A 12330-nucleotide genomic window follows, 5' to 3' on the forward strand; every position below is an offset into this window, starting at 1 on the left:
AGAAGGGCGGTGACCGTGGTCACCGCCCTTCGCTCCGCTCACCGCTTCCTGCGGCCGGCCGTCAGCTGCCGCTGCTCGTCTGCTGCGTGAGGTCGTAGAAGGTGGCCGAACCGACCGTCACCTTCTTGAAGTTGCTCTCGACCCACGAGGAGATCTGCGAGGCGGTGCCGTTGCTGCTGCCGCCCATGCCACCGCCCATGCCGCCGCCGGAGATGAAGTAGTGGATCTTTCCGTCGGCCACGTACTTCTTGAACTGCGCCAGCGTCGGGGACGGGTCGGTGCCGTTGAAGCCGCCGATCGCCATGACCGGGTCACCGGTGGCGAGCTGGTAGCTCGCGGCGTTCTGGGAGCCGATGGACGCGGCGACCCAGGTGTACGAACCGGCGTCCTTCTCCAGCAGGGTCTTCGCCTCGGAGGAGACGTTCGCGCCGTTCAGCAGGCCGCCGGCGCCACCGCCGCCGCCCATGCCGCCACCCATGCCGCCGCCCTCGCCGAAGCCGCCGCCGGGGAGGCCGCCCCCGTTCTGGGTGCTGCCGCCGCCGTTCTGCTGGTTCTGGCCCGGCATGTTCCCACCGGGGAAGCCGCCGTTGCCGTTGCCGTTCCCGTTCCCGTTGCCGCCGAAGCCGCCGCCGCCCGGGAAGCCGTTGCCGTTCTGCGTGTTCCCGCCGCCGTTCTGCTGGTTCTGGCCCGGCATGTTCCCGCCGAACCCGCCGCGGTTGCCGCCGAAGCCGCCCCGCCCGCCGCCCATGCCGCCGCCGAAGCCCATCGAGCTCGCGCCCGCCGGACCGGCCGTCGGGATGGAACCGGTGTGCGCGGAGTTCACCGTGCTCAGCGTGTACGCCGTCGGACCGGCCAGCGCCGCGACGATGCCCACGGCCGCGGCGCCCAGCGCCAGCTGCCGGGTCACGCGGCCCGCGAAGATCAGGCCGAGGGCGCCGGCCAGACCGCCGATGAGGACCAGGAACCGCAGCCAGGGCAGGTAGTCGGGGGTCCGGTTGAGCAGGACGTAGCCCCACACGGACGCCGCCACGACGGCACCGGCGAGGGTGATCGACGCCCAGTACTCCCGGCGCCGCTCCCACAGCAGGCCCGCGCCCATGCCGACCACGGCCGCGATGTACGGCGCGAGGGCGACCGTGTAGTACTGGTGGAAGATGCCCGCCATGTAGCTGAAGACGATCATGGTCATCAGCAGCGCGCCGCCCCAGACCAGGAACGACGCCCGGGTCACCGACGTCCGCCGCATCCTGCGCGTCGCGACCAGGCCGGCCACGAGCAGGACCAGCGCGGCCGGGATCAGCCACGAGACCTGGCTGCCGACCTCGGAGCCGAACATCCGGTCCCAGCCGGTCGAGCCCCAGCGCCCGCCGCCCATGCCGCCACCGCCGCCGACGCTGCCGGTCTCGTCGCCGCTGATGCGGCCGAGGCCGTTGTAGCCGAAGGTCAGCTCCAGGAAGCTGTTGTTCTGCGAGCCGCCGATGTACGGGCGCGACGAGGCCGGCCACAGCTCGACGATCGCGACCCACCAGCCGCCCGCCGCCACCAGCGCCGCCGTGGCCAGGGCCAGTTGCTTGCAGCGCTGCTTCACGCTCACCGGCGCGACCACCGCGTAGACGATCGCCAGCGGCGGCAGGACCACGAAGGCCTGGAGGGTCTTGGCGAGGAAGGCGAACCCGATCGCCACGCCCGCGTACACCAGCCACCTGGTACGGCCGTCCTCGACCGCGCGCAGCACGAAGTAGCAGGACAGCGCCATCAGGAGGGCGAGCATCGCGTCCGGGTTGTTGAACCGGAACATCAGCGCCGCGACCGGAGTCAGCGCGAGCACGGCGCCCGCGATCAGACCGGCGGCGGGGCTGAACCGGCGGCGCACGGAGGCGTACACCACCGCGACCGCACCGACGCCCATGAGCACCTCGGGGGTGAGGATCGCCCAGGTGTTCAGGCCGAAGATCCGCACCGACAGCTCCATCGGCCACAGGAAGGCCGACGGCTTGTCCACGGTGATGGCGTTGCCCGCGTCCAGCGAGCCGAAGAAGAACGCCTTCCACGACTTGCTGCCCGCCTGGACGGCCGCCGAGTAGAAGGAGTTGGAGTACCCGTTGACGCCCAGGTTGTACATGTACAGCACGAACGTGGCGACCAGCAGGCCGAGGAAGGCCGGGCGCACCCAGCGCGGGTCCTCCGGCCGGCCCCGCCACAGCCGCCGGTGCAGCGGCTGCTTCGGCTCACCAGCGGCGGGCTCGGGCGCGGGGGACTCGGGCGCGGGGAGAGCCTGCGCGGGCTCCGCGCCGGACGCCGGGGGCGTCGGCGAGGGGTCCAGGGCGAGCGGGGTCGCGGCCCCCTCGATCGCCTTCGGGCCGGTCGGCGGGGCGGTCTCGGGCGGTCCCCAGACGGAGGGGCTGTCACCCCCCGCGGGGCTCGTCCGGTCGTAGTCCGTGCTCATCGGGTGTCCCTCGGGTCGGTGTCGTGCGGGCGCACGGGCTGCAGATGCATCGTGGCGTCCCTCCAGGTGCCGTCCGCGGCTGCACCGGCGCGGACCTGATCGGTGTCGTACGAGCGGGCGGCGGGGGCGCCCGGCTGGTGCCCGGCGACCACGGTCGAGGGCCGTCGTTCGCCCTCGTCGCCGTCGTCGGAGAACACCCACGCGCGGAAGAGCAGGAACCGCAGCACGGTCGCCGCCAGGTTGGCCGCGATCAGCACCGCCAGTTCGGTGGAGTGCGCCGGGTTGCCGGTGGCCGCGTTCAGGGCGGCCAGCGAGCCGCTGGTCAGGACGAGTCCGATGCCGAACACGACCAGGCCCTGCGCCTGGTGCCGTACGGCGCCGCCGCGGCCGCGCACCCCGAACGTCAGGCGCCGGTTGGCGGCCGTGTTGGCGACGGCCGAGACCAGCAGGGCCAGCGCGTTGGCGACCTGCGCCCCGGAGAACGTACGGAAGCCGCTGTAGAGCAGCAGATAGAACAGGGTCGACAGACCGCCGATCACGCAGAACCCGACGAGCTGGCGGGCCAGCCCCTTGGGCACGTCCTGGATGTCGCGGTCGCGGGGGTCGTCGCCGAACGGCCGGGCGAGCCGGTCCAGCGGCAGGGACCCGGTCGCGAGGGCCTTGCCCACCCGCCACACCCCCTTCAGGTCGTCGGTGGCCGTCTTGACGATGTGCACCGTGGAGTCGGGGTCGTCGACCCAGTCCACGGGCACCTCGTGGATGCGCAGCCCGGCCCGCTCGGCGAGCACCAGCATCTCGGTGTCGAAGAACCAGCCGGTGTCCTCCACCAGCGGCAGCAGCGCCTGCGCGACGTCACGGCGGATCGCCTTGAAGCCGCACTGGGCGTCCGAGAAGCGGGCCTGGAGCGAGCCGCGCAGGATCAGGTTGTAGGCCCGGCTGATGAACTCGCGCTTGGGCCCGCGCACCACGCGGGAGCTGCGGGCCAGCCGGGAGCCGATCGCCAGGTCGGAGTGGCCGGAGATCAGCGGCGCCACCAGGGGCAGCAGCGCGTTCAGGTCGGTCGACAGGTCGACGTCCATGTAGGCGAGGATCGGCGCCTCCGAGGCGGACCACACCGTCCGCAGGGCGCGGCCCCGGCCCTTCTGTTCGAGACGGAAGTTGGAGACCTCGGGGATCTCCGCCTCCAGCCGGGCCGCCACCAGCGGGGTGGTGTCCGTGGACGCGTTGTCGGCGACGGTGATCCGGAACGCGTACGGGAACGTGCGGCTGAGGTGCTCGTGCAGTCTGCGCACGCACGGCTGGAGGTCCTTCTCCTCGTTGTAGACGGGGATGACCACGTCGAGTACAGGCGTTCCGGCGTCACCGGCCGGGAGGTGCTCCCGCGCCGGCAGAGTGGGGGGTGCGGAGTCGGTTCGCATAAAAGGGACTTTCGTCAGGCGCGCTGTCGCACCCATGTGGTGGTCCTGTGCTGTACCTGTGAGTGCGATTGCCAGTTTGTTTCGGGGGCCGGTCGGGGGGCCGTCGAGAGGGCCGGCAGATGCACGGTGAACACCGTGCGGCCGGGGACGCTGTCCACGGTCACCGCGCCGCCGTGGGCGGTGGCCACGGCCTGCACGATGGCGAGGCCGAGTCCCGTGGAACCGGTGGAGCGCGAGCGGGCGCTGTCGCCGCGCGCGAACCGCTCGAAGACGTGCGGCAGCAGATCGGGCGGGATGCCCTGGCCGTTGTCCTCGACGTCGATACACATCCACGGCCCGCGCCGCTGGAGCCGCGCCGTGACCGTGGTCCCGGGCGGGGTGTGGTTGCGGGCGTTGCCGAGCAGGTTGACCAGCACCTGCTGCAGGCGCGCCGCGTCCGCGGAGACCAGCGCCGGCTCGTCGGGCAGGTCGAGGCGCCAGTTGTGGTCCATGCCGGCCGCGCGGGCGTCGCTGATGGTGTCGACGACCAGCGGGATCAGGTCGGTCTGCTCGAACTGGAGCGGACGCCCGGCGTCCAGCCGCGCGAGCAGCAGCAGGTCCTCCACGAGCAGGGTCATCCGGCCCGCCTCGGACTCGATGCGGCCGAGCGCGTGCCGGGTGTCGGGGCCGACCTGTTCGCGGCCGCGCCGGGTCAGCTCCGCGTAGCCGCGGATCGACGCGAGCGGGGTGCGCAGCTCGTGGCTGGCGTCGGCGACGAACTGGCGTACCCGCATCTCGCTCTGCTGGCGGGCGTGCAGGGCGCCGTGGACGTGGTCGAGCATCCGGTTGAGCGCGGCGCCGACCCGGCCGACCTCGGTGTGCGGGTCGGTCTCGGACTCGGGGACCCGCTCGCTGAGGTTGACCTCGCCGGTGTGCAGGGTCAGTTCGGAGACGCGGGTGGCCGTGGCGGCCACCTTGCGCAGCGGACGGGTGGCGACCCCGACGATGACCCAGCCGGCCAGCGACGCGGCGATCAGGCCGGCCGCGCTGACGCTGACCTCGACGAGGATCAGGGTGCTGATGGTGTTCTGGACGTCCTTGGTGCTGACGCCGACGTAGTAGGTGCCGTTGTTGCCGTCCGCGTACTGGACGCGGTATCCGCCGAGGCCGGGGATGTCGACCGTGTGCTGCTTGCCGTCCTTGGGGACGGTCGCGAGCGCCGCGATCTGCGCCGCGGAGAGGGTCTTGGGCTCCATCTGCGGCACGTTGTTGTCGTCGTTGGTCTTCTTGCTGACCTTGGCGTCGGTGACCGTGCCGTTCTCGACCGTGGCCGCTATCGTGCCCGTCGGCTGGGGGCCGTGCACGACGAAGTCGCTGGGCTTGGTGGCCTTGCTCTGCACCTGCGGCGCGGCGCCACCGCCGGCGGCGTTTGCGTTGCCGTTGCCGACGCCCTTGAGCCCGCCGCCGGGCGGACCGAAGCCGCCCGCCGCGCGGGCCGCGACCTCGGTCAGCTGCCCGTTGAGCTGGTCGTAGAGGTGGGACCGCAGCGCGAGCGTGGTGACCGTGCTGATCACCGCGCAGACCACGGCGATCAGCGTCACGGATGCGACGACGAGCCGGGTCCGCAGGGTGCGCGGCGTACCCGCAACTCGCTTCTGCGGACGAGGCCGTCGCCGCCCGCTCATGACGCCGCGGGCTTGATCAGGTACCCGGCGCCGCGCCGGGTGTGGATCATCGGCTCGCGCCCGGCGTCGATCTTCCGCCGCAGGTAGGAGATGTACAGCTCGACCACGTTGGCCTGGCCGCCGAAGTCGTAGGACCACACCCGGTCCAGTATCTGAGCCTTGCTCAGCACCCGGCGCGGGTTGCGCATCAGGAAGCGCAGCAGCTCGAACTCGGTGGCGGTCAGGTGGATCGAGTCGCCGCCGCGGGACACCTCGTGGCTGTCCTCGTCGAGGGTCAGGTCCCCGACGACCAGCACGGAGTCGGAACGGCGGTCCGCGGCGCCGGAGCGGCGGATCAGCCCGCGCAGCCGGGCGACGACCTCCTCCAGGCTGAACGGCTTGGTGACGTAGTCGTCGCCACCGGCCGTGAGCCCGGCGATACGGTCCTCGACCGCGTCCTTGGCGGTCAGGAAGAGCACCGGCACGTCCGGCAGCTCGCGCCGCAGCCGGCCCAGCACGGTGAGCCCGTCCATGTCGGGCAGCATCATGTCGAGCACCACGGCGTCCGGCCGGAACTCCCGGGCCGTCTGGATCGCGCCCTGGCCGTCGCCCGCGCTCCTGATCTGCCAGCCCTCGTAGCGGAGAGCCATGGACAGGAGTTCGGTGATCGACAGCTCGTCGTCCACCACCAGCACGCGGACGGGGCTCCCGTCCGGCCTCAGCAGTTCGGTGCGCCCCTGGGGCGAGGTCGTGGTCATGGTGGACACCTTGTCGGGGCGCTCTGAGAACACGCTTTCACGAATCTGTGATTTCCCTGAGAAACCCACAGGCGCCTCAAAGGGAACCCCTTGCATCCCCTTGGCCTGGACCTGGCGGGCACCGATCCCGCACGCCGGGGCCATGGGCCGGCGACCCGCGTCACATCGGAAGCACCCGGTCCGCAGGGCGGATCGACAGGTTCCACACAGCCTGGAGGGGGGCGGTCACAGACCGAACAGCCGCGCCCCGTTGTCGTGGCAGACCGCCCGCAGCCAGGCGTCCCCGAGACCGAGCCGGGCCAGCGCGTCCAGCTGGTGGACGTAGGGGTACGGGATGTTCGGGAAGTCCGAGCCCAGCAGGATCCGCTCGCCCAGGCCGGCCAGCCGGGGCAGGGCGTCCTTCGGGAACGGGGCGAGCCGTTCGGCGAAGTCCGTGAACGCCATGGTGGTGTCCAGGCGCACCTCGGCGTACCGCTCGGCGAGGCCGAGGAAGTCCTCGTACTCGGGCATCCCGAGGTGCGCGACGACCAGCCGCAGCCGGGGGTGCCGGGCCAGCACCCGGCCGACCGGCTCCGGCCCGGTCCACCGGCCGGGCGCCGGTCCGGAACCGCAGTGGATCACCACGGGGATCCCGGCGTCGGCGAGCAGCCCCCAGGCCTCGTCGAGCAGCGGATCGCCCGGGTCGTACGCCCCCACCTGCACATGCGCCTTGAAGACCCGCGCCCCGGCGTCGACGGCCTCCCGGACGTAGTCCCGTACGTCCGGTTCGGGGAACAGGGTCGCGGTGTGCAGGCAGTCGGGGGTGCGGCGGGCGAAGTCCACGGCCCAGGCGTTGAGCCAGCGGGCCATCTGGGGCTTGTGCGGGTAGAGCATCGCGGTGAAGGCCCGCACGCCGAAACTCCGCAGCAGGGCGGCCCGTTCGTCCTCTTCCTTGCGGTAGCGGATGGGCCATGCGACGCCGCCGGTGAGCGGCCCCAGGGAGTCGAAGTAGCCCCAGACCTTGGCGAGTACGCGCTCGGGCATGAAGTGGGTGTGCACGTCGACGAGGCCGGGCAGGCCGAGGCTCTGCCAGAAGTGGCGTACACCGGCGGCCTCTTCGAGGGGCTGATCACTCATACGGCCACCTTGTGCCGCGGGACGGCCCGGAGTCCAGGGACCTTGCCGGACGGGATTGCGGAGACCTTCTCAGAACAGTCCGTCCTGCACCCCGGGCGCCTCCTTGAACTCTCTTACAGGCACGGTGAGTTCGCCCTCCCGCGGCGACGCGGGCCCGGCTGCGCCCGGCGCCGACGAGCGCGCCTGGGCCGGAACGAGCTGCCACCCGGTCATCAGCCGGGTGTCGAGCACGACCACCCCGCGTCCGGTCGCCAGGTGCAGATCGGGCCCGGCGGCGGCCACCAGTTCCCCGCCGACCGTGCCGCCGCCGGTCAGCTCGGTCACCTCGGCGGCCGCGGCGGGCAGCCCGGCGAGCCCGAACACCCCCACGTGGTCGACGACTTCGCAGGGCGAGCGGGTCAGCGACTCGGGCCAGCCGCCGAGCGCCACGGCCCGCGCGTGCAAGGCCTCGACCTCGGCGGCCCGCTCCGCCGGGGACCCCGGCAACCGGGACCGCACCGCCCGCTTGGCGCCGTAGGGGATGCGGTCCGGCACCCCGAGCGCGGCGCGCAGCAGTTCCTCGGCCCGCCGCGCGGCCATCAGCGGCCCGGCGCCCAGCCAGCTGAAGCAGACCGCGCCCTGCTCCAGCAGCCGCGCGGGCCCCCGCTCCAGGGCGGTGATCCCGACCTTGACCATGCCCGGCCCGAACCAGGCGAGATAGACGCGGTAGGGCCGCGGGTCGTCGGCCAGGGTGTCGGCGGCCACCGAGTGCGCCCGGTCCAGCCGCGCGCACTCCTCGCACCGGGCACCCCTGCTCCGCCCGGACACGGCCGCCCGCACGGGACACGGGTTGCCCCGCGCCCCCACGCAGCCGCGCACGGCCCCCGCGGCGACCCCGAAGGCCACCCGCTTCCCCCGCGGCAGCGGGCTCGTCCGCCCCCCGCCCCACACCAGCTCGGGCCCGCTCCCCGGCCAGCGCAGCCCCGTGCACGTCCATGCCTGTCCCATCACCGTCGAGGGTAGGCGGTGGGACCGACAGCGACCGGCGCCTCGAACGCGTTCACCTGGCGCCCCATCCGGCACAACCCTTTGTTCACCACGCAGGTCATATCCCGCTGAAGCACCTCGCTGACAGGAGCATGACTTTGCGGACTCGTACCTGCGCCGCCGTGCTGGTGGCCGCGCTCGCCCTCGCCGGGGCGGCCGCCCCGAGCGCCTCCGCGGCGCCGTCCCGGCTGTGGGACGACTTCAACGGCGACGGCTATCGCGACCTGGCCATCGGCACGCCCGGGGAGGGCGGCGGCACGGTCACCGTCCTGTTCGGCTCGGCCTCCGGCGTCGCTCCCTCCCGCTCGGTGAACATCACGCAGAACACCGCGGGCGTCCCCGGCACCGCCGAGCCCGAGGACCGGTTCGGCGCGAACGTCACCAGCGGCGACGTCGACGGCGACGGCTACGCCGACCTGATCGTCGGCGCGCCCGGCGAGCGGGTCGCGGGCAAGCCCGACGGATCGGTGACCGTCGTCTGGGGCGGAGCGCACCCCTTCACCTCCGGCGCCACCGTGCTCGACGCCCCCACTGCCGACGCGACCGCCTTCGGCACCGGCGTCGCCTTCGCCGACCTCGACGGCGACGGCATGGGCCAGCTGGCCGTCGTCGGCGACCACTCCTTCTTCTACTACGGCGAGGGGAAGCCCGGTCTCGGCGGCCGGGCGCTGCCGCCGGACGTGGACTTCCTGCCCGCGGGGGTGCGCCTGACCGGCGTCGCCGCCGGTCTCTTCTCCGACAGCGGCGTCCACGACTACGTCCTCTACGGCACCCGGACGGACGGCGGCGGCACCTATCTGGGCCTGCTGGGCGGCGGCTCCGGCGACATCGGCTATTCCTACTCCGTACTGGCCGACGGCGGCGGCGAGGCCGGCACCGGCGACCCGTCCGTCGCCACCGGCGACCTCAACGGCGACGGCTACGACGACCTCGTCACCGGCGACACGCGGGCGGGCAGGGGCGGCGCGGTCACCGTGCGGTACGGCAGGGCGGCCGGTCTGGCCACCAAGGCAACGACCTACACCCAGGACAGCCCCGGCGTGCCCGGGGCCGACGAGACCGGCGACGACTTCGGCGCGTCGGTCGCGGTGGGCGACGCCACCGGCGACGGCTACGCGGACATCGCGGTCGGCGCCCCGCAGGAGGACGTGGACGGCCACCAGGACGTCGGCGACATCGTGCTCCTCAAGGGCGGCCGCTCCGGGGTGACCACGACCGGGGCCCAGGCCTTCCACCAGGCGACGCCGGGCGTACCGGGCGCGGCCGAGGACGGCGACCGCTTCGGCTCCGCCGTGCGGCTGCGCGACATCAACCGCAACGGCAGGGCCGACCTGGCGATCGGCGCGTCCGGCGAGGACGTGGCGGGCGGCGGCCGGGACGACGGGGCGGCGTGGGTGCTGCGCGGCACGGCCACGGGCCTGACGGCGTCGTACGCGACGGCCTTCAGCGCCCCGGCCTTCCACTACCCGGTCGTCGCCGGCAGCGGCTTCGCGGACGTCCTCGCCCGCTGACGCCTCGCGCCGCGTACACACATACACACACGCACTGGAGACACGACGACGATGAGCAACAAGATCCTCTCCGCGGCAGTGGTCTGCGCGGCGACCCTGCTGGGTCTCGCCGTGCCCGCGGCGGCCCACGCCGCGCCCGCCGCCCCGCCGCAGGGGGACTTCAACGGCGACGGCTACCCGGACCTGGCGGTGGGCGTGCCCGCCGCCGCGGTCGACGGCAAGGCCGGGGCCGGCTATGTGAACGTCGTGTGGGGCGGCCCGGACGGACCCGGGAAGTACGGCTCCGTACGGATCAGCCAGGCGACGAGCGGAGTGCCGGGCACCCCCGAGGCGGGTGACTCCTTCGGCTCCGCGGTCGCCGTCACGGACGTCGACGGCGACCGCTACGCCGACCTGGTCGTGGGCGCCTCCAGCGAGTCGCTCACCTCGGACAAGAACGCCGAGCAGGGCACGGTCACCGTGCTGCGCGGCGCCGCCTCCGGTCTCACACGCGGCGGCTACACGGTCGCCCGGGGCACGAACCCGTACTCCAAGGTCGGCGCGAAGATCGCCGCCGCGGACGTGACCGGCGACGGCCGGGCCGACCTCGTGCTCAGCCTCAACGCGTCGGAGCACGGCGGCGCGGTGCTGCGTCCGGGTCCGCTCACCGCCGACTCCCCGGACACCCTGAGCGGGGAGATCGCCGGGGCCGACGAGGGCGCCGGTGTGATCGCCCTGGCCACCGGCGACTTCGACGGCGACGGCGCCGACGACCTCGCGGTCTCCCTCCAGGGTTCGGAGAGCAGGACGGTCCAGGTCTACCGCTGGCGGGCCGGTGCCCCGGAGCGGCTGTGGAGCACCCCGGCCGCCGCCTCCCTCGCCGCCGGCGACTTCGACGGTGACGGCACGGACGACCTGGCCCTCGGCTCCTGCTCGCCCGACTACGAAGCCGACACCCCGGACTGCGCGGACCGCTCCACGGGCACGCCCGAGATGTTCAAGGGCGGCCTGGTGAAGGTGGCGTACGGCTCCAAGTCGGGCGCTTTCGGCGCGCGCACCGCGGAGATCCAGCAGGACACCCCCGGCATCGCGGGCGCCGCCGAGTCCGAGGACCGCTTCGGCGCGTCGCTCTCCGCGGGCGACGTCGACGGCGACGGCTACGCCGACCTCGCCGTGGGCGACCCGTACGAGGCGGTCGGCACCCTGCAGAACGCGGGCTCCGTGGTCCTCGTGCACGGCACCGCCACCGGCCTGCTGACCGCCGCCGGCACGGCCGTCGGCACCGGTTTCACGCAGAACAGCGCCTCGGTCCCGGGCACCGCGGAGATCGGCGACCGCTTCGGCGCGTCGGTCGTCCTGCGGGACTACGACGCCGACGGCCACGCGGACCTCGTGACGGGCGCCCCCGGCGAGAACTCCTCCTCCGGCGGCGCCTGGTTCCTGCCCGGCACGGCCACGGGCCTCACGGGCACGGGCTCCCGGTCCCTGACCCCCCGAAGCCTCGGCCTCCCGGCACCGACGAGCGCCCTCCAGTACGGGCTGGTGACCGAACGCGGCTAGGACCTGTCCCACCGTCAGGTGCGGCCGCCCACCGCGAGGTGCGCGGCCGCACCTGCCACACCACCGCACCTCGGAAACGCCAGAGGCCCCGGATCTCTCCGGGGCCTCTGAACCGATGTGCACTCGGCAGGATTCGAACCTGCAACCTTCTGATCCGTAGTCAGATGCTCTATCCGTTAAGCTACGAGTGCTTGTTCTGTTGTTGTCTTCGCTTCCGGCCTTTTCGGCCGCTCGCGGCGACAGGAAGAACATTACATGACTGCCGCCGTCATGTGAAATCCATTCCGTCCACCCCTTGTGACCTGCGAAAACGCCGTACGGGTGGTCTCGGAGGCGCAGTGCGTGAACGCCGAAGCCCCGGTCCTCAGGACCGGGGCTTCGGCGATCAGGTGCGGAGGCGGAGGGATTTGAACCCTCGATGGAGCGTAAACCCCAAACCGCATTAGCAGTGCGGCGCCATAGACCGGACTAGGCGACGCCTCCAGCACAACCTCCCGCGCGACTACGCGAGTGGTGCGTGCAGATGATGACACAGTCGAGCGTGCTGTCACCAATCGCCCCCCACGGTACTAGGAGGGGCGGCCGGAGGGCAAAGGACTTCGGGACGGGTGGGCCGGGTGTGGCGCGCGGGGCGTAGCCGGGGCACTGGCCGCGGGGGCGCCCACAGGGGAGTCATGACGGAGTCATAGAGACTCCGGGACCGTTGCGCGGAGGGTGTGAAGAGCGCGCTCCCGGGCCGGCGCGCGCCCGGGGACGCGGGCCTCGCCGTCCGGGACGTGAAGGGCGCGGTCACCGAGGGCCGGACCCGCCGGAGGGCGCCGCTCGTGACCGGTTCCGGCGGGCCGCCGCCGTCACGCCGTCGTCACGTCGGCG

The 12330-nt window shown here is 73.1% G+C and carries 8 protein-coding genes and 2 tRNA genes; 2 read left to right on the top strand and 8 right to left on the bottom strand.

Annotated elements, in window-relative coordinates; all coding sequences use genetic code 11:
- Positions 1–61 precede the first annotated feature (61 nt).
- The 6 genes from WN71_RS03135 to WN71_RS03160 form a co-directional block, all read right to left on the bottom strand.
- Complete coding sequence (locus WN71_RS03135) at positions 62–2446, bottom strand: mannosyltransferase YkcB-related protein (protein WP_046583767.1); 2385 nt, start codon at positions 2444–2446, stop codon at positions 62–64.
- Positions 2443–3864, bottom strand: a complete 1422-nt coding sequence (locus tag WN71_RS03140; protein WP_046583766.1) for a bifunctional glycosyltransferase family 2/GtrA family protein — start codon at positions 3862–3864, stop codon at positions 2443–2445. Before WN71_RS03140 ends, WN71_RS03135 begins: the two co-directional genes overlap by 4 nt.
- Before the next feature lie 14 nt (positions 3865–3878).
- A complete protein-coding gene (locus tag WN71_RS03145; RefSeq protein WP_046583765.1) occupies positions 3879–5528 on the bottom strand; it encodes a sensor histidine kinase in 1650 nt (549 codons plus the stop codon).
- Positions 5525–6265 carry a response regulator transcription factor gene (locus tag WN71_RS03150; RefSeq protein ID WP_046583764.1) on the bottom strand — a complete coding sequence of 247 codons (741 nt, stop codon included), beginning with the start codon at positions 6263–6265 and terminating at the stop codon, positions 5525–5527. Before WN71_RS03150 ends, WN71_RS03145 begins: the two co-directional genes overlap by 4 nt.
- Before the next feature lie 225 nt (positions 6266–6490).
- The gene (locus WN71_RS03155; protein ID WP_046583763.1) at positions 6491–7381 is read right to left on the bottom strand and encodes an amidohydrolase family protein; all 891 of its coding nucleotides are present in this window, start codon (positions 7379–7381) and stop codon (positions 6491–6493) included.
- A 69-nt stretch (positions 7382–7450) separates the two neighbouring features.
- On the bottom strand, positions 7451–8368 hold the full coding sequence (locus WN71_RS03160) for a DUF2797 domain-containing protein (RefSeq protein ID WP_046583762.1): 918 nt from the start codon (positions 8366–8368) through the stop codon (positions 7451–7453).
- Between the two features lie 131 nt (positions 8369–8499).
- Between WN71_RS03160 and WN71_RS03165 the strand changes: the two genes are divergently transcribed.
- On the top strand, positions 8500–9918 hold the full coding sequence (locus tag WN71_RS03165) for an FG-GAP-like repeat-containing protein (protein WP_063777676.1): 1419 nt from the start codon (positions 8500–8502) through the stop codon (positions 9916–9918).
- A 51-nt stretch (positions 9919–9969) separates the two neighbouring features.
- A complete protein-coding gene (locus WN71_RS03170) occupies positions 9970–11457 on the top strand; it encodes an FG-GAP-like repeat-containing protein (RefSeq protein WP_046583760.1) in 1488 nt (495 codons plus the stop codon).
- A 118-nt stretch (positions 11458–11575) separates the two neighbouring features.
- On the opposite strand, the gene WN71_RS03175 is transcribed toward WN71_RS03170, so the two are convergent.
- Together WN71_RS03175 and WN71_RS03180 are read right to left on the bottom strand one after the other, a co-directional pair.
- Positions 11576–11648, bottom strand: a tRNA-Arg gene (locus WN71_RS03175).
- A 201-nt stretch (positions 11649–11849) separates the two neighbouring features.
- Positions 11850–11940: transfer RNA gene (locus WN71_RS03180), tRNA-Ser, on the bottom strand.
- Positions 11941–12330: the final 390 nt, after the last annotated feature.

It is taken from the genome of Streptomyces mangrovisoli, assembly GCF_000974985.2.
GTDB lineage: Bacteria > Actinomycetota > Actinomycetes > Streptomycetales > Streptomycetaceae > Streptomyces > Streptomyces mangrovisoli.

Excerpts from the sequence above, each read along its gene's own strand:
- WN71_RS03170 (WP_046583760.1), top strand. The coding sequence starts at position 9,970 with ATGAGCAACAAGATCCTCTCCGCGGCAGTGGTCTGCGCGGCGACCCTG.
- WN71_RS03135 (WP_046583767.1), bottom strand. The coding sequence starts at position 2,446 with ATGAGCACGGACTACGACCGGACGAGCCCCGCGGGGGGTGACAGCCCC.
- WN71_RS03140 (WP_046583766.1), bottom strand. The coding sequence starts at position 3,864 with ATGCGAACCGACTCCGCACCCCCCACTCTGCCGGCGCGGGAGCACCTC.
- WN71_RS03155 (WP_046583763.1), bottom strand. The coding sequence starts at position 7,381 with ATGAGTGATCAGCCCCTCGAAGAGGCCGCCGGTGTACGCCACTTCTGG.
- WN71_RS03165 (WP_063777676.1), top strand. The coding sequence starts at position 8,500 with ATGACTTTGCGGACTCGTACCTGCGCCGCCGTGCTGGTGGCCGCGCTC.
- WN71_RS03160 (WP_046583762.1), bottom strand. The coding sequence starts at position 8,368 with ATGGGACAGGCATGGACGTGCACGGGGCTGCGCTGGCCGGGGAGCGGG.
- WN71_RS03150 (WP_046583764.1), bottom strand. The coding sequence starts at position 6,265 with ATGACCACGACCTCGCCCCAGGGGCGCACCGAACTGCTGAGGCCGGAC.
- WN71_RS03145 (WP_046583765.1), bottom strand. The coding sequence starts at position 5,528 with ATGAGCGGGCGGCGACGGCCTCGTCCGCAGAAGCGAGTTGCGGGTACG.